Source organism: Leclercia sp. CFBP8987 (assembly GCF_034044995.2).
Taxonomy (GTDB): domain Bacteria; phylum Pseudomonadota; class Gammaproteobacteria; order Enterobacterales; family Enterobacteriaceae; genus Enterobacter; species Enterobacter tamurae.
In genome coordinates this window covers 186,568-210,692 of sequence record NZ_CM188255.1, presented here as the reverse complement: position 1 = coordinate 210,692, position 24,125 = coordinate 186,568, and the positions used below count along the sequence as shown (strand labels likewise).

Annotated in this window: 19 protein-coding genes and 4 tRNA genes; 5 read left to right on the top strand and 18 right to left on the bottom strand. The window is 54.2% G+C overall.

The features are described from left to right. The 4 genes from thiG to SOM40_RS00995 all read left to right on the top strand — a co-directional run bounded on the left by thiG (position 1) and on the right by SOM40_RS00995 (position 2,819). Positions 1-771 carry a thiazole synthase gene (thiG, locus tag SOM40_RS01010; RefSeq protein WP_225759824.1) on the top strand — a complete coding sequence of 257 codons (771 nt, stop codon included), beginning with the start codon at positions 1-3 and terminating at the stop codon, positions 769-771. Next, positions 768-1,901: a 2-iminoacetate synthase ThiH gene (gene thiH / locus SOM40_RS01005; protein WP_320530862.1), complete on the top strand. Its 1,134-nt coding sequence runs from the start codon at positions 768-770 to the stop codon at positions 1,899-1,901. The genes thiG and thiH overlap by 4 nt, the downstream gene beginning before the upstream one ends. Before the next feature lie 291 nt (positions 1,902-2,192). Next, positions 2,193-2,498, top strand: a complete 306-nt coding sequence (locus tag SOM40_RS01000; RefSeq protein ID WP_039028885.1) for a PTS sugar transporter subunit IIB — start codon at positions 2,193-2,195, stop codon at positions 2,496-2,498. A 3-nt stretch (positions 2,499-2,501) separates the two neighbouring features. Further along, on the top strand, positions 2,502-2,819 hold the full coding sequence (locus tag SOM40_RS00995) for a PTS lactose/cellobiose transporter subunit IIA (protein WP_032615888.1): 318 nt from the start codon (positions 2,502-2,504) through the stop codon (positions 2,817-2,819). Positions 2,820-2,976: 157 nt separating this feature from the next. Here SOM40_RS00995 and rpoC read toward each other — a convergent pair whose 3' ends face one another. From rpoC to SOM40_RS00930, 13 genes are all read right to left on the bottom strand, one after another. Continuing rightward, on the bottom strand, positions 2,977-7,200 hold the full coding sequence (rpoC, locus tag SOM40_RS00990) for a DNA-directed RNA polymerase subunit beta' (protein ID WP_106996046.1): 4,224 nt from the start codon (positions 7,198-7,200) through the stop codon (positions 2,977-2,979). 76 nt (positions 7,201-7,276) lie between these two features. Beyond that, positions 7,277-11,305: a DNA-directed RNA polymerase subunit beta gene (gene rpoB, locus SOM40_RS00985; protein ID WP_106996045.1), complete on the bottom strand. Its 4,029-nt coding sequence runs from the start codon at positions 11,303-11,305 to the stop codon at positions 7,277-7,279. Positions 11,306-11,622: 317 nt separating this feature from the next. Further along, the gene (gene rplL / locus SOM40_RS00980) at positions 11,623-11,988 is read right to left on the bottom strand and encodes a 50S ribosomal protein L7/L12 (protein ID WP_106996044.1); all 366 of its coding nucleotides are present in this window, start codon (positions 11,986-11,988) and stop codon (positions 11,623-11,625) included. A gap of 66 nt (positions 11,989-12,054) precedes the next feature. Continuing rightward, positions 12,055-12,552 (bottom strand): 50S ribosomal protein L10, encoded by a 498-nt coding sequence (gene rplJ, locus SOM40_RS00975; protein ID WP_004109731.1) that lies wholly within the window; start codon positions 12,550-12,552, stop codon positions 12,055-12,057. Between the two features lie 291 nt (positions 12,553-12,843). Then, the gene (gene rplA / locus SOM40_RS00970; protein ID WP_006176745.1) at positions 12,844-13,548 is read right to left on the bottom strand and encodes a 50S ribosomal protein L1; all 705 of its coding nucleotides are present in this window, start codon (positions 13,546-13,548) and stop codon (positions 12,844-12,846) included. A gap of 3 nt (positions 13,549-13,551) precedes the next feature. After that, positions 13,552-13,980, bottom strand: a complete 429-nt coding sequence (gene rplK, locus SOM40_RS00965; protein ID WP_032615878.1) for a 50S ribosomal protein L11 — start codon at positions 13,978-13,980, stop codon at positions 13,552-13,554. A gap of 156 nt (positions 13,981-14,136) precedes the next feature. Next, entirely contained in the window at positions 14,137-14,682 is a 546-nt protein-coding gene (gene nusG, locus SOM40_RS00960; RefSeq protein ID WP_106996043.1) for a transcription termination/antitermination protein NusG, read from the bottom strand. 1 nt (position 14,683) lies between these two features. Beyond that, a complete protein-coding gene (secE, locus tag SOM40_RS00955) occupies positions 14,684-15,067 on the bottom strand; it encodes a preprotein translocase subunit SecE (RefSeq protein ID WP_003862342.1) in 384 nt (127 codons plus the stop codon). 231 nt (positions 15,068-15,298) lie between these two features. Beyond that, on the bottom strand, positions 15,299-16,483 hold the full coding sequence (tuf, locus tag SOM40_RS00950) for an elongation factor Tu (protein WP_166181223.1): 1,185 nt from the start codon (positions 16,481-16,483) through the stop codon (positions 15,299-15,301). A gap of 118 nt (positions 16,484-16,601) precedes the next feature. Next, positions 16,602-16,677 (bottom strand) — tRNA-Thr (locus SOM40_RS00945). A gap of 6 nt (positions 16,678-16,683) precedes the next feature. Next, positions 16,684-16,758, bottom strand: a tRNA-Gly gene (locus SOM40_RS00940). 117 nt (positions 16,759-16,875) lie between these two features. Further along, positions 16,876-16,960: transfer RNA gene (locus tag SOM40_RS00935), tRNA-Tyr, on the bottom strand. A gap of 8 nt (positions 16,961-16,968) precedes the next feature. Continuing rightward, positions 16,969-17,044: transfer RNA gene (locus tag SOM40_RS00930), tRNA-Thr, on the bottom strand. A 336-nt stretch (positions 17,045-17,380) separates the two neighbouring features. On the opposite strand from SOM40_RS00930, the gene coaA reads away from it, so the two are divergent. Further along, positions 17,381-18,331 (top strand): type I pantothenate kinase, encoded by a 951-nt coding sequence (coaA, locus tag SOM40_RS00925; RefSeq protein ID WP_106995519.1) that lies wholly within the window; start codon positions 17,381-17,383, stop codon positions 18,329-18,331. Positions 18,332-18,383: 52 nt separating this feature from the next. On the opposite strand, the gene dppF is transcribed toward coaA, so the two are convergent. The 5 genes from dppF to dppA all read right to left on the bottom strand — a co-directional run bounded on the left by dppF (position 18,384) and on the right by dppA (position 24,104). Beyond that, positions 18,384-19,397 carry a dipeptide ABC transporter ATP-binding subunit DppF gene (gene dppF / locus SOM40_RS00920; RefSeq protein ID WP_106995518.1) on the bottom strand — a complete coding sequence of 338 codons (1,014 nt, stop codon included), beginning with the start codon at positions 19,395-19,397 and terminating at the stop codon, positions 18,384-18,386. Next, positions 19,394-20,377 carry a dipeptide ABC transporter ATP-binding protein gene (gene dppD, locus SOM40_RS00915; RefSeq protein WP_106995517.1) on the bottom strand — a complete coding sequence of 328 codons (984 nt, stop codon included), beginning with the start codon at positions 20,375-20,377 and terminating at the stop codon, positions 19,394-19,396. The genes dppF and dppD overlap by 4 nt, the downstream gene beginning before the upstream one ends. Before the next feature lie 10 nt (positions 20,378-20,387). Next, a complete protein-coding gene (gene dppC, locus SOM40_RS00910) occupies positions 20,388-21,290 on the bottom strand; it encodes a dipeptide ABC transporter permease DppC (protein ID WP_106995516.1) in 903 nt (300 codons plus the stop codon). A gap of 9 nt (positions 21,291-21,299) precedes the next feature. Next, positions 21,300-22,319 carry a dipeptide ABC transporter permease DppB gene (gene dppB, locus SOM40_RS00905; protein ID WP_166181221.1) on the bottom strand — a complete coding sequence of 340 codons (1,020 nt, stop codon included), beginning with the start codon at positions 22,317-22,319 and terminating at the stop codon, positions 21,300-21,302. A gap of 177 nt (positions 22,320-22,496) precedes the next feature. Further along, on the bottom strand, positions 22,497-24,104 hold the full coding sequence (gene dppA / locus SOM40_RS00900; RefSeq protein WP_106995514.1) for a dipeptide ABC transporter periplasmic-binding protein DppA: 1,608 nt from the start codon (positions 24,102-24,104) through the stop codon (positions 22,497-22,499). Positions 24,105-24,125: the final 21 nt, after the last annotated feature.

The following is a 24,125-nucleotide window of genomic DNA, read 5'->3' as shown; positions in this document are numbered from 1 at the left end:
ATGTTACGCATTGCGGATAAAAGTTTTGATTCTCATTTATTTACCGGCACCGGCAAGTTCGCCTCGCCGCAGCTGATGGTGGACGCCATTCGTGAGAGCGGCAGCCAGCTGGTGACCCTGGCGATGAAGCGCGTCGACCTGCGCAATCACAATGACGCCATTCTGGCCCCGCTGCTGGCGGCGGGCGTCACTCTGCTGCCCAATACTTCCGGGGCCAAAACCGCGGAGGAAGCCGTGTTCGCCGCCCGGCTGGCGCGCGAGGCGCTGGGGACACGCTGGCTCAAGCTGGAGATCCATCCCGATGCCCGCTGGTTGCTGCCCGATCCCATCGAGACGCTGAAAGCGGCGGAGATGCTGGTCAAAGAGGGGTTCACGGTGCTGCCGTACTGCGGGGCCGATCCGGTGCTGTGCAAACGGCTCGAAGAGGCGGGCTGCGCGGCGGTGATGCCACTCGGGGCGCCGATTGGTTCCAACCAGGGGCTGGAGACCCGTGCGATGCTGGAGATCATCATTCAACAGGCGACCGTGCCGGTAGTGGTGGATGCCGGGATCGGCGTGCCCAGCCATGCCGCGCAGGCGCTTGAGATGGGGGCCGATGCGGTGCTGGTTAACACCGCCATTGCGGTTGCGGACGATCCGGTGATGATGGCCCGGGCGTTTCGTCTGGCGGTGGAGGCTGGCGTATTGGCCCGCCAGTCAGGCCCCGGCTCCCGCAGCCTTGAAGCTCAGGCCACCAGCCCGTTAACCGGGTTTCTGGAGGCCTTCTCATGAATACCTTTACCGATCGCTGGCGCCAGCTCAACTGGGACGATATTCGCCTGCGCATCAACAGCAAAACCCCGGCGGACGTTGAGCGCGCCCTGAATGCCCGGCAGCCGTCGCGCGAGGACATGATGGCCCTGCTCTCCCCCGCCGCCAGCGCGTATCTGGAGCCGATGGCCCAGCGTGCCCAGCGCCTGACCCGTCAGCGTTTTGGCAATACGGTGAGCTTTTATGTCCCGCTCTATCTCTCCAACCTGTGCGCCAACGACTGCACCTACTGCGGCTTCTCAATGAGTAATCACATCAAGCGCAAAACGCTGGATGAAAATGAGATTGCCCGGGAGTGTGCCGCGATCCGCGAGATGGGCTTTGAGCATCTGCTGCTGGTCACCGGCGAACACCAGACTAAGGTCGGAATGGACTATTTTCGCCGCCATCTCCCGGCCATTCGCCGCCAGTTCGCCTCGTTGCAGATGGAGGTGCAACCCCTGTCACAGGCCGAATATGGCGAGCTGAAAACGCTGGGGCTGGATGGCGTGCTGGTCTATCAGGAGACCTACCACGAGGCGGTGTATGCTCAGCACCACCTGAAAGGAAAAAAGCAGGACTTCTTCTGGCGGCTGGAGACCCCGGATCGGCTGGGTCGCGCCGGGATCGACAAGATCGGCCTCGGGGCATTAACCGGGCTCTCCGACAGCTGGCGGGTCGACAACTTTATGGTGGCGGAACATCTCCTGTGGTTGCAGCAACACTACTGGCAGAGCCGGTATTCCATCTCCTTCCCCCGACTGCGCCCGTGTGCCGGTGGGATCCAGCCCGCGTCGATCATGGATGAACGCCAGTTGGTGCAGACCATCTGCGCGTTTCGTCTGTTGGCGCCGGAGGTGGAGCTGTCCCTGTCGACCCGGGAGTCGCCGGCGTTTCGCGATCGCGTCATTCCCCTGGCGATCAACAACGTCAGCGCCTTTTCTAAAACTCAGCCCGGCGGTTATGCCGACGACCATCCCGAGCTGGAGCAGTTTGCGCCGCACGATAACCGTCGCCCGGAAGAGGTGGCCGGGGCGCTCAGCCAGCAGGGATTGCAGCCGGTATGGAAAGACTGGGATAGCTGGCTGGGACGCGCCTCGCAGTCAGGCTGAAAAAGAGTGTAAGCCGAAGAAGTTATTACGAGGCTTCACGTAACTTCATCAACGGGCCATTGCCAGCCTGGGTATCTATTTTTTACGCTTACTACGTCAGCAGGGGATGCTGACCAGGGCGGAAAGCTTCTTCCTCGTTTCGCCCTGCCTTCCCTGCTCTGTAACAGTTGTAACCGGTTTCAGAAAATGCGGGTTTCTTTGTGATGACTCACACACAATCGCGGTAACGCGGTTGTCGAAGCGAGCTGCGCGGGATAATTATCAATAAACACATGTACATTGAGGCTGACTATGAAGAACATCGTTTTATGCTGTGCAGCGGGAATGTCCACCAGCATGCTGGTCCAACGCATGAAAGACGCCGCGCAGAAAAAAGGGGTCGAAGTAACCATCAAAGCCGTACCGGTTGCTGAGTTTAAAGATGAAATCGCCGCAGCCGACATTGTGTTGCTTGGCCCGCAGGTCAAATACGAACTCAATAATCTCCAGGCACAGGCAGAACCGCTGGGTAAAAAAGTCGCCGTTATCGACATGATGGATTACGGCATGATGAAAGGCGATGCCGTTCTCGAAAAAGCCCTCAAACTGCTGGAGTGACCCATGGAAGATTTAGAAACCATCATTATGGAGCTGCTGGTGAATGCCGGTGCAGCCCGTAGCTCAGCACTAACCGCATTGCAGATGGCGCGCAAAGGCGATTTTGCCGATGCGGAAAAGGCGATGGAAGAATCGCGCGAATTTGTTAAGCATGCGCACACCATCCAGACGAAGCTGATTGGTATGGATGAAGGAACCGGCAAGCTGCCGGTTAACCTGATTACCGTTCACTCTCAGGACCACCTGATGAACGCGATGGTGATTCAGGATCTGGCGGGCGACATGATCGAGCTGTATCGTCGGTTGCCGCTGGTGAACTAACACGCCCGGTGGCGCTACGCTTACCGGGCCTACGACGACCCCGAACCGTAGGCCGGGTAAGCGCAGCGCCACCCGGCAATAGCAGCACCGAACCCCAGCCGGATAAGCGCAAAAAAAAACCCGCCGAAGCGGGTTTTTTTATGGGCTGACGTAACGATTACTCGTTGTCAGAACCGCCCAGGCCTGCGTTCAGCAGCTCTGCCAGGCTGGCAGATGCATCTTCAGCAGTCACCTGTGGTGCAGCAGGGATTTCGCCCGCTGCGCGACGGCGCATACGATCCTGGTGGTACGCATAACCGGTACCGGCCGGGATCAGACGACCCACGATAACGTTCTCTTTCAGACCGCGCAGTTCGTCGCGTTTGCCCGCAACGGCTGCTTCGGTAAGCACACGAGTGGTCTCCTGGAACGATGCCGCGGAGATGAAGGACTCGGTTGCCAGAGACGCTTTGGTGATACCCAGCAGGTCACGTGCGAAGGTCGCACTGAGCTTGCCATTCGACTCCAGATCGCGGTTAGCAATCTTGACGCGAGAGTATTCAACCTGCTCACCTTCGAGGAAGTCGGAGCTACCGGCATTCACGATGGTGGCTTTACGCAGCATCTGACGAACGATAACTTCGATGTGCTTATCGTTGATCTTAACGCCTTGCAGACGGTAAACGTCCTGTACTTCGTTGGTGATGTAACGCGTTACCGCGTGGACGCCACGAAGACGCAGAATGTCGTGCGGTGCTTCCGGACCGTCGGAAACCACGTCACCACGTTCTACACGTTCACCTTCAAACACGTTGAGCTGACGCCATTTTGGAATCATCTCTTCGTACGGATCGCTGCCATCCAGCGGCGTGATCACCAGACGGCGCTTCCCTTTGGTCTCTTTACCGAAGGAAATGATACCGCTGATTTCAGCCAGGATTGCCGGCTCTTTCGGACGACGTGCTTCGAACAGGTCCGCAACGCGTGGCAGACCACCGGTGATATCTTTGGTACCGCTGGATTCCTGAGGAATACGCGCCAGAGCATCACCCGCACCGATCTGAATACCATCTTCCAGCTGAACAATCGCTTTACCTGGCAGGAAGTACTGAGCCGGCATGTCAGTGCCCGGGATCAGAACGTCGTTACCGTTAGCATCAACGATTTTCAGTGCTGGACGCAGATCTTTACCACCCGCGGTACGTTCTGCAGAATCCAGAACCACCAGGGAAGAGAGACCGGTCAGGTCGTCGGTCTGACGAGTAATCGTCTGGCCGTCGATCATATCGGTAAAGCGAATGAAACCAGCCACTTCGGTGATTACCGGCATGGTGTGTGGATCCCAGTTCGCTACGGTTTCGCCGCCAGCAACCTGTTCGCCATCGCCTTTCGCCATAACAGCACCGTAAGGCACTTTATAGCTCTCTTTGGTACGACCGAATTCGTCGATCAGCTTCAGCTCGGTGTTACGGGAAGTCACTACCAGTTTACCGGCAGAGTTTACAACCGACTTCGCGTTGCTGAGCTTGATGCTACCTTTGTTCTTCACCTGGATGCTGGATTCAGCAGCCGCACGAGATGCCGCACCACCGATGTGGAACGTACGCATCGTCAGCTGTGTACCCGGCTCACCGATGGACTGTGCCGCGATAACACCGATCGCTTCACCTTTGTTGATGATGTGGCCACGCGCCAGGTCACGACCATAGCAGTGCGCACATACACCAAAGTCGGTGTCACAAGATACGACAGAACGTACCTTCACGGAGTCAACAGAGTTCGCTTCCAGCAGATCACACCAGTGCTCGTGCAGCAGCGTGTTGCGTGGAACCAGAATGTCTGCGGTACCCGGCTTCAGAATGTCTTCTGCAGTCACACGGCCCAGAACGCGATCGCGCAGTGGCTCTTTAACATCACCACCCTCGATAACCGGGGTCATGGTGATACCTTCGAGGGTGCCACAATCGTCTTCGGTCACAACCAGATCCTGCGCAACGTCTACCAGACGACGCGTCAGATAACCGGAGTTCGCAGTTTTCAGTGCGGTATCCGCCAGACCTTTACGCGCACCGTGAGTAGAGATGAAGTACTGGAGTACGTTCAGACCTTCACGGAAGTTCGCGGTGATTGGCGTTTCGATGATGGAGCCATCTGGCTTCGCCATCAGACCACGCATACCTGCCAGCTGACGAATCTGTGCTGCAGAACCACGCGCACCGGAGTCGGCCATCATGTAGATGCTGTTGAAGGAAACCTGCTGCTCTTCGACGCCGTCACGGTTAATAACGGTTTCGGTCTGCAGGTTGTCCATCATCGCTTTGGATACACGATCGTTCGCCGCTGCCCAGATATCGATAACTTTGTTATAGCGTTCGCCCGCGGTAACCAGACCAGACTGGAACTGCTCCTGGATCTCAGCAACTTCGGCTTCCGCTTCAGAGATAATCTCGTATTTCTTCTCTGGGATGACCATGTCATCGATACCAACAGAGGCACCTGAACGCGCTGCATAAGCAAAGCCGGTGTACATTGTCTGGTCAGCGAAGATAACGGTCGGCTTCAGGCCCAGGATGCGGTAACAGGTGTTCAGCATCTTGGAGATCGCTTTCTTGCCCAGCGCCTGGTTGACGATGGAGAAAGGCAGACCTTTCGGTACGATCATCCACAGAATCGCACGGCCAACGGTCGTGTCGATCAGGCTGGTTTTCGCAACGAGTTCGCCGTTTTCAGCTTTTTCATACTCGGTGATACGCACTTTTACACGCGCATGCAGAGAGGCCAGGCCAGCGCGATAAATACGCTCAGCTTCTTTAGGGCCAGTCAGCACCATGCCTTCGCCTTTGGCGTTAACACAGTCACGGGTCATGTAGTACAGACCCAGTACAACGTCCTGAGAAGGAACGATAATTGGTTCACCGTTCGCTGGGGACAGGATGTTGTTGGTAGACATCATCAGCGCACGCGCTTCGAGCTGGGCTTCCAGCGTCAGCGGTACGTGTACTGCCATCTGGTCACCATCGAAGTCGGCGTTGTATGCCGCACAGACCAGCGGGTGCAGCTGGATAGCTTTACCTTCGATCAGTACTGGCTCAAAGGCCTGGATACCCAGACGGTGCAGGGTTGGTGCACGGTTCAGCAGTACCGGGTGTTCGCGGATAACTTCGTCCAGGATATCCCAAACGACAGCTTCTTCACGCTCAACCATTTTCTTCGCGGCTTTGATGGTGGTGGCCAGGCCACGCAGTTCCAGCTTGCCGTAAATGAACGGTTTGAACAGCTCCAGTGCCATTTTCTTCGGCAGACCGCACTGATGCAGACGCAGGTATGGACCTACGGTGATTACAGAACGACCGGAGTAGTCAACACGCTTACCGAGCAGGTTCTGACGGAAACGACCCTGTTTACCTTTGATCATGTCGGCCAAAGATTTCAGAGGACGCTTGTTAGAACCGGTGATCGCACGACCGCGACGACCGTTATCCAGCAGGGCATCTACCGCTTCCTGCAGCATACGTTTTTCGTTGCGTACGATGATATCTGGCGCAGCCAGATCCAGCAGACGCTTCAGACGGTTGTTACGGTTAATGACGCGACGATACAGATCGTTCAGGTCAGATGTCGCGAAACGACCACCATCCAGCGGTACCAGCGGACGCAGATCTGGCGGCAGAACCGGCAGAACGGTCAGGATCATCCACTCTGGTTTGTTACCAGACTGAACGAACGCTTCCAGCAGTTTGATACGCTTGGTCAGCTTTTTACGCTTGGTTTCGGAGTTGGTTTCGTTCAGCTCTTCACGCAGAGTTTCACACTCTTGCTCCAGATCCATGCTCTTCAGCAGGGCCTGGATCGCTTCCGCACCCATCTTCGCGTCGAATTCGTCACCGAACTCTTCCAGCGCGTCGAGATACTGTTCTTCGGTCAGGATCTGGTTACGTTCCAGATTGGTCATGCCGCCTTCGATAACGACATAAGATTCGAAGTACAGAACACGTTCGATATCGCGCAGCGGCATATCCAGCAGCAGACCGATACGGGACGGCAGAGATTTCAGGAACCAGATGTGGGCAGTCGGAGACGCCAGCTCGATGTGGCCCATGCGCTCACGACGCACTTTAGTCTGGGTCACTTCAACGCCGCACTTCTCACAGATCACACCACGGTGTTTCAGGCGCTTGTACTTACCGCACAGGCACTCGTAATCTTTTACTGGCCCGAAAATACGCGCACAGAAAAGGCCGTCACGCTCAGGTTTGAACGTACGGTAGTTGATGGTTTCTGGCTTTTTAACTTCACCAAAAGACCATGAACGGATCATGTCTGGCGAGGCCAGAGCAATTTTGATCGCATCAAACTCTTCGGTTTTAGTTTGCGCTTTCAGAAACTTTAATAAGTCTTTCACGGATTTGCTCCCGTCGGAGTTAGCACAATCTGGTGCCGGAAACTACTCCGGCACCAGTGACCTGTTTGAGCGAGAGTTACTCGTCTTCCAGTTCGATGTTGATACCCAGCGAACGAATCTCTTTCAACAGTACGTTGAAGGACTCTGGCATGCCCGGTTCCATCTGATGGTTGCCGTCCACGATGTTTTTATACATCTTGGTACGACCGTTCACGTCATCAGACTTAACGGTGAGCATTTCCTGCAGGGTGTATGCTGCGCCATATGCTTCCAGCGCCCACACTTCCATCTCCCCGAAGCGCTGACCACCGAACTGCGCCTTACCACCCAGCGGCTGCTGAGTAACCAGGCTGTAAGAACCGGTAGAACGCGCGTGCATCTTGTCATCAACCAGGTGGTTCAGTTTCAGCATGTACATGTAACCCACGGTTACCTGGCGCTCGAACTGCTCACCGGTACGACCGTCGAACAGTGTGATCTGACCAGAACTTGGCAGGCCACCCAGCTGTAACAGTTCCTTGATTTCAGACTCTTTCGCACCATCGAAGACTGGCGTTGCGATTGGCATACCTTTTTTCAGGTTCTCAGCCAGACGCAGCACTTCTTCATCGCTGAAGGTGTTCAGGTCGACTTTCTGACGAACATCAGTACCCAGATCGTACGCACGCTGGATGAATTCGCGCAATTTCGCGACTTCTTCCTGCTGCTTCAGCATGGCGTTGATCTTATCGCCGATACCTTTCGCAGCCATACCCAGGTGAGTTTCGAGGATCTGACCAATGTTCATACGAGACGGTACGCCCAGCGGGTTCAGTACGATATCTACCGGCGTACCGTTAGCATCGTGCGGCATATCTTCGATCGGGTTGATCTTAGAGATAACACCCTTGTTACCGTGACGACCTGCCATCTTATCACCAGGCTGGATCTGACGTTTAACGGCCAGATAGACCTTAACAATCTTCAGCACGCCTGGTGCCAGATCGTCGCCCTGAGTGATTTTACGGCGTTTCGCTTCGAGTTTTTTCTCGAACTCGTGTTTCAGTTCGTCATACTGCTCAGCCAGCTGTTCCAGCTGATTTTGTTTCTCTTCGTCGGCCAGGCCCAGTTCCAGCCAGCGGTCGCGTGGCAGCTTGTCGAGCTTCTCAGCTTCAACACCACCGGCAACCAGCACCGCGTAGATACGACTAAACAGGCCAGCTTCAAGGATCTGCAGCTCTTCAGACAGGTCTTTCTTAGCCTGCTTCAGTTGCATCTCTTCGATTTCCAGCGCACGTTTGTCTTTTTCTACGCCATCGCGAGTAAAGACCTGAACGTCGATAACCGTACCGGAAACACCGTTCGGCACACGCAGAGAAGAGTCTTTAACGTCAGACGCTTTCTCACCGAAGATCGCGCGCAGCAGTTTCTCTTCTGGCGTCAGCTGGGTTTCACCTTTCGGCGTAACCTTACCAACCAGAATGTCGCCGCCGGTCACTTCTGCACCGATGTAAACGATACCGGATTCATCCAGTTTGGAGAGCGCAGCTTCACCCACGTTCGGGATGTCAGCGGTGATCTCTTCTGGCCCCAGCTTGGTGTCACGGGACACACATGCCAGTTCCTGGATGTGAATAGTAGTGAAACGATCTTCCTGAACCACACGCTCGGAGACGAGGATGGAGTCTTCGAAGTTATAACCATTCCACGGCATGAACGCTACGCGCATGTTCTGACCGAGCGCCAGTTCACCGAGGTCGGTGGACGGACCGTCAGCCAGCACGTCGCCGCGCTCAATTGGCTCACCCAGAGAAACACATGGCATCTGGTTGATACAGGTGTTCTGGTTAGAACGGGTGTACTTGGTCAGGTTGTAGATGTCGATACCCGCTTCGCCTGCATGCATCTCGTCTTCGTTAACTTTGATAACGATACGGGAAGCATCGACGTACTGAACAGTACCGCCACGTTTAGCAACTGCAGTAACACCGGAGTCAACGGCAACAGCACGTTCCATACCGGTACCAACCAGCGGCTTATCAGCGCGCAGAGTTGGAACCGCCTGACGTTGCATGTTCGCACCCATCAATGCACGGTTGGCGTCATCGTGTTCCAGGAACGGGATCAGGGACGCACCGACGGAAACCACCTGTTGAGTGGAAACGTCCATGTAGTCAACCTGGTCACGACTGAACAAGCTCGATTCACCTTTGCTACGGCAGGTTACCAGGTCTTCTTCAAAGTGGCCTTCGTCATCCAGGTTGGAGTTCGCCTGAGCGATGACGTAGTTACCTTCTTCGATAGCAGACAGGTAGTGAATTTCGTCGGTTACAACACCGTCAGTCACTTTACGATACGGGGTCTCAAGGAAACCGTATTCGTTAGTCTGTGCGTACACGGACAGGGAGTTGATCAGACCGATGTTTGGACCTTCAGGCGTTTCGATAGGACATACGCGACCGTAGTGAGTCGGGTGTACGTCTCGAACTTCAAAGCCTGCACGTTCACGGGTCAGACCGCCTGGGCCGAGGGCAGAGATACGACGCTTGTGCGTGATCTCAGACAGCGGGTTGTTCTGGTCCATAAACTGAGACAGCTGGCTGGAACCAAAGAACTCTTTCACTGCTGCGGAGATCGGCTTGGCGTTGATCATATCCTGAGGCATCAGGGTATCCAGATCGCCCAGAGACAGACGCTCTTTCACCGCACGCTCTACACGCACGAGGCCAACGCGGAACTGGTTTTCCGCCATTTCGCCTACGGAACGGATACGACGGTTGCCGAGGTGGTCGATATCGTCCACTTCGCCTTTACCGTTACGGATATCGATGAGCTTCTTCATCACTTCGATGATGTCTTCTTTGCTCAGGATACCGGAACCTTCGATCGCATCACGCAGCAGAGAACGGTTGAACTTCATACGACCAACCGCGGACAGATCGTAGCGGTCTTCGGAGAAGAACAAGTTCTCGAACAGGCTTTCAGCCGCTTCGCGAGTTGGTGGCTCACCAGGACGCATCATGCGGTAGATTTCTACCAGCGCGCTCAGACGATCGGTGGTCGGGTCGACGCGAATCGTTTCCGACATATATGGACCGTGGTCCAGATCGTTGGTGAACAGCGTTTCGATACGCTTGTGGCCAGACTGGCTCAGCTTAGCCAGCAGATCCAGGCTCAGCTCCATGTTAGCCGGGCAGATCAGCTCGCCAGTGGATGCATCAACGTAATCTTTTGCAGCTACTTTTCCAGCAATGTATTCAACCGGGACTTCGATGTGTTTGATATCATCTTTTTCCAGCTGACGGATGTGGCGCGCGGTAATACGGCGGCCTTTTTCCACATACACTTTGCCGTCGGCTTCGATGTCGAACGACGCGGTATCACCACGCAGACGCTCAGGCACCAGCTCCATTTGCAGCTTGTTGTCGCGAATTTCAAAGACAACTTTCTCAAAGAACAGATCAAGAATCTGCTCAGTGGTGTATTGCAGAGCACGCAGAATGATGGTCGCAGGCAGTTTACGACGACGGTCGATACGGACAAACAGGTTGTCTTTCGGATCGAACTCGAAGTCCAGCCAGGAACCACGGTAAGGAATGATACGTGCGTTATACAGTACTTTACCGGATGAGTGCGTTTTACCTTTATCGCTGTCGAAGAAGACGCCCGGGCTACGGTGCAGCTGGGAAACGATAACACGCTCAGTACCGTTGATTACGAAAGTACCGTTGTCGGTCATGAGCGGAATTTCGCCCATGTAGACTTCTTGTTCTTTAATGTCTTTAACGGTGCCTTCCGGCGCTTCGCGCTCGTAGATCACCAGACGCAGCTTAACGCGCAGCGGTGCCGAGTAGGTCACGCCACGGATTTGACATTCCTGAACGTCAAATACCGGTTCGCCAAGGCGGTAGCTGACGTATTGCAGCTCGGAATTACCGCTGTAGCTCTTAATCGGGAACACGGAACGGAAGGCGGCTTCCAGACCGTACTGCCCTTCAGGATCTTGCTCGATAAACTTCTGGAACGAGTCAAGCTGGATAGAAAGGAGATATGGAATGTCCAGAACTTGTGGACGTTTACCAAAATCCTTACGAATACGTTTTTTCTCGGTATAGGAGTAAACCATAGGGTTCCTCAGCTCGCTGACAAGTCGACGCATCTGTCCATTGACGGACAGTTTGTGCAACACCATTTTGTTGATCGGAAAATCGAACACTTTCCGCAATGCCTGTTGCTATCACGCTTAAACCATTTCATTGCGATTTACCCAGAGCGAGCACCCTGCCGCAGTATATTAAGTCGTCGATAGAAACAAGCATTGTCAGGACAGCCAGCAGTCAAACAGTGTGAAACGCTACTGGCGCCTTACAGCGCAAAAAGGCTGGTGACTAAAAGTCACCAGCCATCAGCCTAATTTCTCAGGCTGCAACCGGAAGGGTTGGCTTATTTAACTTCAACTTCAGCGCCAGCTTCTTCCAGAGATTTTTTCAGTGCTTCTGCGTCGTCTTTGCTCACGCCTTCTTTCAGCGCAGCTGGAGCAGATTCTACCAGGTCTTTAGCTTCTTTCAGACCCAGGCCAGTTGCAGAACGTACTGCTTTGATTACGGCAACTTTGTTAGCGCCAGCAGCTTTCAGAATTACGTCGAATTCAGTTTTTTCTTCAGCTACTTCAGCCGGGCCAGCAGCTACAGCTACAGCAGCAGCAGCGGAAACACCGAATTTTTCTTCCATTGCAGAGATCAGTTCTACAACGTCCATTACGGACATAGCTGCAACTGCTTCAATGATTTGATCTTTAGTGATAGACATTTAAATTGTTCCTGAAAATCAGAATAAGTTTATACGTAAGCGAATACTTGATAAAGATGACTGCTATTAAGCAGCTTCTTTCGCATCGCGAACAGCAGCCAGAGTGCGAACCAGTTTGCCAGCCGAAGCTTCTTTCATGGTTGCCATCAGGCGTGCAATTGCTTCTTCGTAGGTCGGCAGGGTTGCCAGGCGATCGATTTGCGATGCCGGGATCAACTCACCTTCAAAGGCTGCAGCTTTAACCTCAAATTTTGCATTCGCTTTCGCGAAATCTTTGAACAGACGAGCAGCAGCGCCCGGGTGTTCCATAGAATATGCAATCAAGGTTGGACCAACAAACGTGTCTTTCAGGCACTCGAACGGAGTACCTTCAACTACGCGGCGCAGCAGGGTGTTACGAACAACACGCATGTAAACGCCAGCTTCACGACCTGCTTTACGCAGTTCAGTCATTTTATCTACAGTAACGCCACGGGAATCCGCAACTACTGCAGACAGCGCGCCTTTGGCTACTTCGCTGACTTCAGCAACAATCGCTTGTTTGTCTTGAAGATTTAAAGCCATTAGCTTTGCTCCTGGATGTTTGCCGGAACTCATGTTCCGGAACTCACTTCACTCAGTCCAACGGAAAGAGCGTCTTAATACGGTGAGCAGAAACAAGCCAGAGTATCCAAAAATAATCTTAGCGTTCTGTCACCGTCTACGCAGGGGATTAAGTCTCTTGCGAAACACCTGCGGTCTTCGACGGAGGCCTGGATTAGGCCAGGCTCCAACGAACAAATCTTTTAGCCGCTAACTATTGTTAGCAAACGTGGGGGTAAGATTGTAGACAAATCCACCGCCCACGTAAAGGCATTAGTTTGCAGCAGCGCTCAGGCCAGCCTGGTCAACTGCAACACCTGCACCCATGGTGGTGGAGATGCTAACTTTCTTGATGTACACGCCTTTCGCCTGAGTTGGTTTTGCTTTTTTCAGCGCAACCAGCAGAGATTCCAGGTTTTCTTTCAGTTTGTCAGCGTCAAAGTCCACTTTACCGATGGTGGTGTGGATGATGCCGTTTTTGTCGTTACGATAACGAACCTGACCTGCTTTAGCGTTCTTAACTGCTTCAGCAACGTTAGGAGTTACAGTACCAACTTTCGGGTTTGGCATCAGGCCGCGTGGACCCAGAACCTGGCCGAGCTGGCCAACAACGCGCATTGCATCCGGGGAAGCAATAACAACGTCAAAATTCATTTCGCCTTTCTTGATCTGATCAGCCAGATCTTCCATACCTACCAGTTCAGCGCCGGCAGCTTTAGCAGCTTCAGCGTTTGCACCCTGAGCAAATACAGCTACGCGTACGGAACGGCCAGTACCGTGTGGCAGTACAGTTGCGCCACGAACGTTCTGATCGGATTTACGAGCATCGATGCCCAGGTTAACAGCAACGTCAACGCTTTCAACGAACTTAGCGGTAGCCAGTTCTTTCAGCAGAGCGATAGCTTCGTTGATGTCGTACTGTTTGGTCGCATCAACTTTGTCACGGATCACGGACATGCGCTTGGTCAGTTTAGCCATTTCTTAGTCCTCCACTACCAGGCCCATGGAACGTGCAGTACCTTCGATGGAGCGAGTCATCGCTTCAACGTCGGAACCAGTCATGTCGGCAGCTTTGGTCTGCGCGATTTCCTGCAGCTGAGCGCGGGAAATTTTACCAACTTTATCTTTGTTCGGCTTACCGGAACCAGACTTGATACCAGCCGCTTTTTTCAGCAGTACTGCTGCCGGCGGGGTCTTGGTAACGAAAGTGAAAGAACGGTCAGCGTAAACAGTGATTACCACTGGGATTGGCAGACCTTTTTCCAGGGATTCGGTTTTGGCGTTGAACGCTTTACAGAATTCCATGATGTTCACACCTTGCTGACCCAGAGCTGGACCAACTGGTGGACTTGGGTTCGCCATACCAGCTGCAACCTGCAGCTTGACGTAGGCTTGTACTTTCTTAGCCATTCTAAAATCCTCTGATTGGGTAATAGCGCCTCAAGGAGGCTCCCCGTGAATAAAAATCGTTTTACAGGCCGGGGCCCATAAAAACAAAAGGCGCGAAATTGTATTCCAATCTCGCGCCCTGTGCAACGATTAAATCGTCGCTTTTTTGATCGCTGCTTAGGCTTTTTCTACCTGGGCAAAGTCCAGTTCTACCGGGGTCGCACGACCGAAGATAGAAACGGAAACTTTCAGGCGGGACTTCTCGTAGTCCACTTCTTCAACCACGCCGTTAAAGTCAGCAAACGGACCGTCATTAACACGAACCATTTCACCCGGTTCAAACAGCGTTTTCGGACGCGGCTTATCCCCAACCTGCTGCAGGCGGTTCATAATCGCATCAACTTCTTTATCGCTGATTGGCGCCGGACGGTCAGACGTGCCGCCGATAAAGCCCATTACGCGCGGTACGCTGCGCACTAAGTGCCAGCTTGCATCGTTCATCACCATCTGAACAAGCACGTAACCCGGGAAGAATTTGCGTTCGCTTTTGCGACGCTGGCCACCACGGATCTCGACCACTTCTTCGGTCGGAACCATAACATCGCCAAACAACTCTTCCATATTGTGTAATTTGATATGCTCACGCAGCGACGTAGCTACGCGGCCTTCAAAACCGGAAAACGCCTGAACGACGTACCAGCGCTTTTTAGGGGCTTCAGACATCTCAGAACCTCAGGCCAGTGATAAAGGATACCAGGCGAACCAGAATACCATCCAGTCCCCACAGGATCAGTGACATTACAGCGGTAACCGCAGCTACAATCAGCGTGGTGTGCAATGTTTCCTGGCGAGTCGGCCAAATGACCTTACGGACTTCGGTTCTCGCTTCGCGGGCAAAAGCAACGGTCGCTTTACCTTTGGTCGTCAACAGCGCGACACCACCCGCTGCAGCAATCAGAATTACCACTGCAAGCGCGCGTAGCGGCAGCATCATGTCGCGATACAGGTAGTTGCCCACGATTGCTACGATCAACAATACGGCTACTACTACCCATTTCATCGCTTCCAGGCCGCGCCCGCTCCCTTGAGCTTCGGTATTCGCACTCATAAACCAACCTGTCAGAAGTATTCTACAAACATTTTCACCCCGCGATAGCGAGGCGAACCAAACCGAAATGCTCTGTTGCGTTTCGGACTAAAAACGCCCTCTTCAGAGCCTGTCTCAGCAATGATTATGACAAATAAAATCACTGATGAGCCAGGTTCTGGTTCGAAAGCGTGCAAAAAGGGCATCAAATGATGCCCTTTTCATGCGCATTGCGTCAAATGTTATCAGCAATTAGCCGAGAACTTTAGCAACAACGCCCGCACCAACGGTACGGCCACCTTCACGGATTGCGAAACGCAGACCGTCATCCATCGCGATTGGGTGGATCAGGGTAACAACCATCTTGATGTTGTCGCCTGGCATTACCATCTCAACGCCTTCTGGCAGTTCGATGGTACCGGTCACGTCAGTAGTACGGAAGTAGAACTGTGGACGGTAGCCTTTGAAGAACGGAGTATGACGGCCGCCTTCGTCTTTGGACAGGATGTACACTTCAGATTCGAACTTGGTGTGCGGCTTGATTGAGCCCGGCTTAGCCAGAACCTGGCCACGCTGGATCTCTTCACGCTTGATACCACGCAGCAGAACGCCGCAGTTCTCGCCTGCACGACCTTCGTCCAGCAGTTTGCGGAACATTTCAACGCCGGTACAGGTTGATTTCGCAGTATCTTTGATACCAACGATTTCAACTTCTTCACCTACTTTGATGATGCCGCGCTCTACACGACCGGTAACAACAGTACCACGGCCGGAGATAGAGAATACGTCTTCGATAGGCAGCAGGAACGGCTTGTCAATCGCACGCTCTGGCTCTGGGATGTAAGAATCCAGGTAGCCAGCCAGTTCGATGATTTTCTCTTCCCACTGTGCTTCGCCTTCCAGCGCTTTCAGTGCAGAACCACGAACGATTGGGGTGTCGTCGCCCGGGAAGTCGTACTGGGACAGAAGTTCACGAACTTCCATCTCAACCAGTTCCAGCAGCTCTTCGTCATCAACCATGTCGCATTTGTTCAGGAACACGATGATGAAAGGAACGCCTACCTGACGACCCAGCAGGATGTGCTCACGGGTCTGAGGCATAGGGCCGTCAGTCGCAGCAACAACCAGGATCGCGCCGTCCATCTGCGCAGCACCGGTGATCATGTTTTTAACATAGTCGGCGTGGCCCGGGCAGTCTACGTGTGCGTAGTGGCGAGTCGGGGTGTCATATTCAACGTGGGAAGTGTTGATGGTGATACCACGAGCTTTTTCTTCTGGTGCGTTATCGATCTGATCGAATGCGCGAGCAGAACCACCGTAGGTTTTTGCCAGAACGGTAGTGATTGCAGCGGTCAGCGTTGTTTTACCATGGTCAACGTGGCCGATAGTACCGACGTTAACGTGCGGTTTTGTACGTTCAAACTTTTCTTTAGACATCGATTGTCCCTCTAAGACACGGATAAATCGGTGATATCACCACATCAACCAGGCGAAATGCCTGAACTGTTGAATTCATTTAAATTGAAACAGAGAGAAACGGGAGGGAGAAGTGAAGTGGTGCTGATACCCAGAGTCGAACTGGGGACCTCACCCTTACCAAGGGTGCGCTCTACCAACTGAGCCATATCAGCACGTATTGGAGCGGGCAGCGGGAATCGAACCCGCATCATCAGCTTGGAAGGCTGAGGTAATAGCCATTATACGATGCCCGCATCCTGAAACTCGGCTACCCAGTTCTTTCTGTAACAAAAAAAGAGATTTCTCTCTTTTTAAGTTCGAGCTGGCTAATTTTTTCAACCAGCTCCGGCGGCGTTAACGCTGCCAGAAAGTGGTGGTGGGGGAAGGATTCGAACCTTCGAAGTCTGTGACGGCAGATTTACAGTCTGCTCCCTTTGGCCGCTCGGGAACCCCACCGGACTTGATGGTGCCGACTACCGGAATCGAACTGGTGACCTACTGATTACAAGTCAGTTGCTCTACCTACTGAGCTAAGTCGGCATCAAGTAGCGCGCATTTTAGGGAGACCCGCGGGTTCATGCAACTAAAAATTTGCATAAATCGTTCTTTCGCTCACATTTTGTGCGAGGAGAGCGAGTAACGCTGTAATTCCAGGCAAATGCGGGCAAATATTCAGCATTTACCGCCCTGAAAAGGGGGCAAACCCGGTCTGTGACGATTCCCGCTTAACGCAACACTGGACCATATTTTTTCTTATTATTCGGCTCATCTGGTGTTAACCTCCTGCGCATTGTCCAAAATTAACTATTATGTGATGTGCCTTCCCCCGCATGGCTAGCCTCTGATGTGGGATAGACGCCTCACTCAAGCATGCTTATGAGCAAAAAAGAGCAAACGTTAATGACGCCTTATCTCCAGTTTAGCCGCAGCCAGTGGGCTGCTCTGCGTGACTCCGTTCCTATGACCTTAACGGAAGGCGAAATCGCACGGTTAAAAGGGATAAACGAAGACCTGTCGCTTGAAGAAGTGGCCGAAATATATTTGCCTCTATCGCGTTTGCTGAATTTCTATATCAGTTCCAACCTTCGCCGGCAGGCCGTACTGGAGCAGTTCCTCGGTACTAACGGGCAGCGCATTCCTTATATCATCAGTATTGCCGGTAGCGTCGCCGTGGGTAAAAGCACCACCGCGCGTGTTCTGCAGGCGCTCCTGAGTCGCTGGCCGGAACATCGCAGCGTGGAGCTGATCACCACCGACGGCTTTCTGCATCCGAACGAAGTGTTAAAAGAACGCGGTCTAATGAAGAAGAAGGGCTTCCCTCTCTCTTATGATATGCACCGTCTGGTGAAATTCGTGTCGGATCTGAAATCCGGCGTGCCGAACGTGACGGCCCCGGTCTATTCACACCTGATTTACGACCGTATCCCTGATGGGGATAAAACGGTGGTGCAGCCGGATATTCTGATTCTGGAAGGGTTAAACGTTCTGCAGAGCGGAATGGATTATCCTCACGATCCGCATCATGTATTTGTATCTGATTTTGTTGATTTCTCTATCTATGTGGATGCGCCGGAAGATCTACTGCAGAACTGGTATATCAACCGCTTCCTGAAGTTCCGCGAAGGGGCATTCACCGATCCGGACTCTTACTTCCATAACTACGCCCAGCTCTCGAAAGAAGAGGCTATTAATGTGGCCACCTCGCTGTGGAATGAGATCAACTACGTGAACCTGAAAGAGAACATACTGCCGACCCGCGAACGCGCCAGCCTGATCCTCACCAAGAGTGAGAAACACGCTGTCGACCATGTGCGTTTACGAAAATAGTGTTTCATCATTCCAATAAAAAACCGGCGATTATCGCCGGTTTTTTTATGGCTTACGCTTGGGGCTTCTCGCCGTTTTCATCCTGATCGACCGCGAAGCAGGCCACCAGTTGACCGCCGTAGTCTTTTAACTGCGGTTGCAGCTGGGTGCAGGGCCCAAAGCGACGACGGCAGCGGGCGTTGAAGGCACAGCCCGGCGGCGGGTTGAGCGGGCTCGGCAGCTCGCCGGTGAGCTTAATACGCTCCCGACGTTCATCCGGATTCAGACGCGGTGTCGCAGAGAGCAACGCCTGGGTATAAGGGTGGCGCGGGTTATTAAAGATCTGGTCTTTCGTCCCCTTCTCCACACAGCGTCCCAGATACATCACCATCACTTCATCCGCAATGTGCTCCACCACCGACAGGTCATGGGAGATGAAGACGTAAGACAGGCCTAAATCCTGCTGCAGATCCATCATCAGGTTAAGTACCTGTGCACGGACGGAAACGTCGAGTGCGGAGACCGGTTCATCGGCGATCACCACATCCGGGTCGAGCATCAGACCACGGGCAATAGCGATACGCTGACGCTGGCCGCCGGAGAACATATGCGGATAACGATCGTAGTGCTCGGTCTTGAGCCCCACTTTCGCCATCATCGCCAGCGCCTTCTCGCGACGCTGCTCTTTGCTCAACGTGGAGTTGATCTGCAGCGGCTCCTCCAGAATCTGTCCCACTTTCTTACGCGGGTTCAGGGAACCGTACGGGTTCTGGAACACAATCTGGATTTTCTGCCGACGCAGCTTCTGCGCGTCGGGATCGTGCTTGAGCAGATCCTGCCCCTGATAGTACAGCTCGCCCCCGGTCGGGGTTTCAATCATGGTCAGCAGACGGCCGAGGGTGGATTTCCCACAGCCGGACTCCCCCACCACCGCCAGCGTTTTGCCGCGCTCCAGGGTAAAGGAGACGCCATCCAGCGCTTTCACCAGACGTTCCGGAGCAAACAGCCCCTTCTTCACCGGGTAGTGTTTTTTCAGGTCGATAGCCTGCAACAGCGGCTGTTGCAGGGTGGCCTCTTGCGTACTCATAGTGTGGGCCTCCCGGCGTCATCGAGTGGGTAGTGGCATTTAGACTGGCGGCCATCGCTGAGGGTATAGAGATCCGGCTCATCGATACGGCATTTGTCCGTGGCATACGGGCAGCGCGGGTTCAGCAGACAGCCGGTCGGGCGATCGTATTTACCCGGTACCACGCCCGGCAGTGACGCCAGACGCGCCTTGTCCTGAGCAAACTCCGGCAGGGCACGCAGCAGGGCCTGGGTATACGGATGACGCGGCGCGCGGAAGATATCGTGCGAGTTGCCGGTTTCAACCACCTGCCCGGCGTACATCACGATAATTTTGTGCGCTGCTTCGGCCACTAACGCCAGGTCATGGGTGATCAGGATCAGCGCCATGTTCTCTTTCTGCTGCAGCTCCAGCAGCAGCTCGATGATCTGCGCCTGAATGGTCACGTCCAGCGCGGTCGTCGGTTCGTCGGCAATCAGCAGCTTCGGACGACAGGCAATGGCCATGGCGATCATCACGCGCTGGCTCATCCCACCGGACAGCTGGTGCGGATACACATCCAGACGCGAGGCCGGATCGGGAATACCCACCTGGTTCAGCAGGTCGATCGCCCGCTGACGACGGGTTTGCTTATTCCCACCCTGATGCACCTTAATCGCTTCCATGATCTGGAAACCGACGGTGTAGCACGGGTTAAGGCTGGTCATCGGGTCCTGGAAGATCATCGCCACTTCGGCGCCAACCAGGTTGCGACGCTCTTTTTCAGAGATACGCTTCAGATCCTGGCCGTTGAACTCCAGGCTTTCCGCCATTACGCGGCCGGGGTAATCAATCAGCCCCATGATCGCCAGCGAGCTTACCGATTTACCGGAACCTGACTCACCGACAATGCCAACCACTTCACCCTGATTTACGCTGTAGCTAACCCGATCTACGGCGCGAAACTCGGAGCCCACTTCACCGAAGTGCACCGATAATTTATCTACATTTAATAACGCCATCTCGTGCCTCTTACTGCTTCAGTTTGGGATCAAGTGCATCACGCAGACCATCACCCATCAGGTTAAATGCCAGCACCGTCAGCAGGATCGCCAGACCCGGGAAGGTCACGACCCACCAGGCGCTCTGCGCGAACTGCAACACGTCGGAGAGCATGGTGCCCCACTCCGGTGTTGGCGGTTGCGCACCCATGCCAAGGAAGCCAAGAGCAGCCATATCGAGAATGGCGTTAGAGAAACCGAGCGACGCCTGAACAATCAGCGGCGCAAGGCAGTTTGGAAGAATGTTGACGAACATCTGACGCATTGCCCCCGCACCCGCTACGCGGGAAGCGGTCACATAGTCGCGGTTAACCTCGACCAGTACGGCCGCACGGGTTAAGCGCACATAGTGCGGCAGCGCAACAAACGTCAGGGCCAGGGCGGCGTTGCCGATGGATGGCCCAAAGACCGCCACCAGCACCAAAGCCAGCAGCAGGCTTGGCAGCGCCAGCATGATGTCGACAACACGCATAATGATGTTATCAACCAGACCGCCGAAGTAGCCCGCCACCAGACCGAGCACCACGCCCATGATCAGCGACAGCACCACCACCAGACAGCCGACCAGCAGCGACAGACGCGCGCCGTACATCAGACGAGACAGCACATCGCGGCCTACATCGTCTGTACCCAGCAGATGCGACAGGGTACCGCCGTCCTGCCATGCAGGTGGCGCAAGCAGCGCATCACGGAACTGCTCCGCCGGGTTGTACGGCGCAAGAAAGTTCGCGAACACCGCGATCAAGATCATGATGACAACATACGCCAGCCCGACGACTGCGCCTTTGTTGCGTTTGAAGTAGTGCCAGAACTCCTGCAGCGGCGTCATTGGCACCGGTGCAGCGACCACTTTATTTTCAGAAACGTGTGACATGATGGCCCCTTACTTCTTATGACGAATACGCGGGTTCACCACGCCGTACAGCAAATCGACCAGCAGGTTGACGAGGATAATCATCGTCGCCACCAGCAGTACACCGCCCTGCACCACCGGATAATCACGGCGTTGCAGCGCGTCAATTAGCCAGCGTCCCAGACCCGGCCAGGAGAAGATGGTTTCGGTCAGGATTGCCCCTGCCAGCAACGTCCCCACCTGCAGCCCGATAACGGTCACGACCGGGAGCATGGCGTTACGCAGGGCATGGACGATGATCACCCGCATGCGGGTCAGACCTTTGGCACGGGCGGTACGGATGTAATCCTCGCCCAGCACTTCCAGCATTGACGAACGGGTCATACGCACGATAACCGCCAGTGGGATCGTCCCGAGCACCATGGCCGGGAGGATCATGTGCGCCAGCGCATCGATAAAGTTGCCCTCTTCGCCCCAGATGGCCGTGTCGATCAGCATAAAGCCGGTCAGCGGGTTGGAATCGTCGAGGAAGACCATGTCGCTGACGCGTCCCGAGACGGGGGTCAGGTTCCACTGCACCGACACCAGCATAATCAGCATCATGCCCCACCAGAAGATAGGCATGGAGTAGCCGGTCAGCGCCAGGCCAACGGCCGTGTGGTCAAAGATAGAGCCACGTTTCACCGCAGCCAGCACGCCCACCGGAATACCCACGGCGACGGCAAAAATCATGGCGCAGACGCCAAGCTCAAGCGTAGCCTGAAAGCGCGGAACGAACTCTTCCCACACCGGCAGACGGCTTTTCAGCGAAATACCCAAATCACCATGCAGCACGCCCCAAATATAGTGGAGATACTGCTGCCACATAGGCTTATCCAGCCCCAGTTCAGCCAACAGTTGTGCATGACGTTCAGGAGAAATTCCACGCTCGCCCGCCATAATCATTACCGGGTCACCGGGGATCATATGGACGAAGGCAAAGGTGAGAAGGGTGATACCGATAAACGTGGGGATAACAAGTCCCAGACGTCGGAGGATGAACTGCAACATAACCCGGATTCTCTCTAATGACGTACGCCTGGAGGCGCGACGTCTGTATTGCTCACAAATCTTATTCCCTCCCCTTTCAGAGAGGGAATAAAGCACTGCTGCCGGGTGGCGCTACGCTTACCCGGCCTACATACCGTAGGCCAGTGCAAGCGCAGCGCCGCCTGGCATTGCTTTTAATTATTCAACAGAAACGTTTTCGAAGTGGTGTTTGCCCAGTGGATCAACCACATAGCCTTTAACTTCTTTACGCACTGGCTCGTACACGGTGGAGTGAGCCACGATCAGCGCTGGCGCCTGGTCATGCATCACAACCTGAGCCTGTTTGTACAGTTCGATACGCTTGTTGTGGTCGTCGGTGGCACGTGCCGGCTGAATCAGATCTTCAAACGGCTTGTAGCACCAGCGAGAGTAGTTAGAACCTTGTTTGGCTGCATCACAGCTGAACAGGGTCGCGAAGAAGTTATCTGGATCCCCATTGTCGCCGGTCCAGCCCATCATCACTGCCTGGTGCTCACCTGCTTTAGCACGCTTCAGGTACTCGCCCCACTCGTAGGTCACGATCTTGGCCTGAACGCCGATTTTTGCCCAGTCAGCCTGAACCATCTCGGCCATACGGCGCGCGTTCGGGTTGTAAGGACGCTGTACCGGCATCGCCCACAGCTCAACGGTAAAGCCTTTATCCTGGCCCGCTTCTTTCAGCAGTGCTTTCGCTTTCTCAACGTCATAGGTGTAATCCTTAACGTCGTCGTTGTAGCCCCACATGGTTGGTGGGATCAGGTTCTTCGCGGCAACGCCAGCGCCCTGATAAACGGCCTTGATGATCGCATCTTTGTTCACCGCGTAAGTCAGCGCCTGACGCACTTTCACGTCATCAAACGGTTTCTTTTCGGTATTGAAGGAGAGATAGCCGACGTTCAGGCCCGCCTGCTCGTGCAGGGTGATGTTCTTGTCCTGCTTCATGCGCGCGATATCAGCCGGGTTCGGGTACGGCATCACCTGGCACTCGTTCTTCTGCAGCTTGGCGTAACGCACGGAGGCATCAGGCGTGATGGAGAAGACCAGACGGTCGATCTGCGGCTTGGTGCCCCAGTAACCTTCGAACGCTTTGTACAGAATACGGGAGTCTTTCTGGTACTGCTGCATCTGGAATGGACCGGTACCGATTGGGTTCAGATCCACTTTCTCCGGCGTACCGGCTTTCAGCATGTTGTCGGCATATTCTTTTGACAGAATAGAGGCGAAGTCCATAGCCAGGTCAGCCAGGAATGGCGCTTCCGGACGGCTCAGGACGAACTGAACGGTGTTGTCGTCCACTTTTTTGATTTCGCTGATCAGGTCTGGCAGACCCATCCCTTCGAAGTACTCATAGCTGCCACCAGAAACTTTGTGATACGGGTTCTGGGCATTTTTCTGACGGTCGAAGGAGAACACCACGTCGTCGGCATTCAGCTCACGCGTCGGTTTGAAATCTTTGCTGTCCTGCCACTTCACGCCCTGACGCAGGTGGAAGGTATAGGTTTTACCGTCTTCGCTGACTTCCCACTTCTCAGCCAGACCCGGAATAACTTCCGTGGTACCGATTTTGAATTCAACCAGACGGTTATAGATTGGTACAGAGCTGGCGTCGTACGTCGTACCAGAAGTAAAGAGCTGTGGGTTAAAGCCTTCCGGCGAGCCTTCAGAACAGTAGACCAGGGTTTTTGCCTGTACGCCTGCTGCGACGGTCATAGCCACCAGGCTCAGACCAAGCTTCAGCATCCCTGACTTCTTCAAGGAAATACTCATTGTTATTCTGCTCCAATGTGA

What these genes read in the sequence shown, in the direction of transcription:
- rplJ (WP_004109731.1), bottom strand. Translation starts at nt 12,552, where the DNA reads ATGGCTTTAAATCTTCAAGACAAACAAGCGATTGTTGCTGAAGTCAGC.
- rplA (WP_006176745.1), bottom strand. Translation starts at nt 13,548, where the DNA reads ATGGCTAAACTGACCAAGCGCATGTCCGTGATCCGTGACAAAGTTGAT.
- dppA (WP_106995514.1), bottom strand. Translation starts at nt 24,104, where the DNA reads ATGAGTATTTCCTTGAAGAAGTCAGGGATGCTGAAGCTTGGTCTGAGC.
- dppD (WP_106995517.1), bottom strand. Translation starts at nt 20,377, where the DNA reads ATGGCGTTATTAAATGTAGATAAATTATCGGTGCACTTCGGTGAAGTG.
- thiG (WP_225759824.1), top strand. Translation starts at nt 1, where the DNA reads ATGTTACGCATTGCGGATAAAAGTTTTGATTCTCATTTATTTACCGGC.
- dppC (WP_106995516.1), bottom strand. Translation starts at nt 21,290, where the DNA reads ATGTCACACGTTTCTGAAAATAAAGTGGTCGCTGCACCGGTGCCAATG.
- nusG (WP_106996043.1), bottom strand. Translation starts at nt 14,682, where the DNA reads ATGTCTGAAGCCCCTAAAAAGCGCTGGTACGTCGTTCAGGCGTTTTCC.
- tuf (WP_166181223.1), bottom strand. Translation starts at nt 16,483, where the DNA reads ATGTCTAAAGAAAAGTTTGAACGTACAAAACCGCACGTTAACGTCGGT.
- SOM40_RS00995 (WP_032615888.1), top strand. Translation starts at nt 2,502, where the DNA reads ATGGAAGATTTAGAAACCATCATTATGGAGCTGCTGGTGAATGCCGGT.
- secE (WP_003862342.1), bottom strand. Translation starts at nt 15,067, where the DNA reads ATGAGTGCGAATACCGAAGCTCAAGGGAGCGGGCGCGGCCTGGAAGCG.
- coaA (WP_106995519.1), top strand. Translation starts at nt 17,381, where the DNA reads ATGAGCAAAAAAGAGCAAACGTTAATGACGCCTTATCTCCAGTTTAGC.
- dppB (WP_166181221.1), bottom strand. Translation starts at nt 22,319, where the DNA reads ATGTTGCAGTTCATCCTCCGACGTCTGGGACTTGTTATCCCCACGTTT.
- dppF (WP_106995518.1), bottom strand. Translation starts at nt 19,397, where the DNA reads ATGAGTACGCAAGAGGCCACCCTGCAACAGCCGCTGTTGCAGGCTATC.
- thiH (WP_320530862.1), top strand. Translation starts at nt 768, where the DNA reads ATGAATACCTTTACCGATCGCTGGCGCCAGCTCAACTGGGACGATATT.
- SOM40_RS01000 (WP_039028885.1), top strand. Translation starts at nt 2,193, where the DNA reads ATGAAGAACATCGTTTTATGCTGTGCAGCGGGAATGTCCACCAGCATG.
- rpoB (WP_106996045.1), bottom strand. Translation starts at nt 11,305, where the DNA reads ATGGTTTACTCCTATACCGAGAAAAAACGTATTCGTAAGGATTTTGGT.
- rplL (WP_106996044.1), bottom strand. Translation starts at nt 11,988, where the DNA reads ATGTCTATCACTAAAGATCAAATCATTGAAGCAGTTGCAGCTATGTCC.
- rplK (WP_032615878.1), bottom strand. Translation starts at nt 13,980, where the DNA reads ATGGCTAAGAAAGTACAAGCCTACGTCAAGCTGCAGGTTGCAGCTGGT.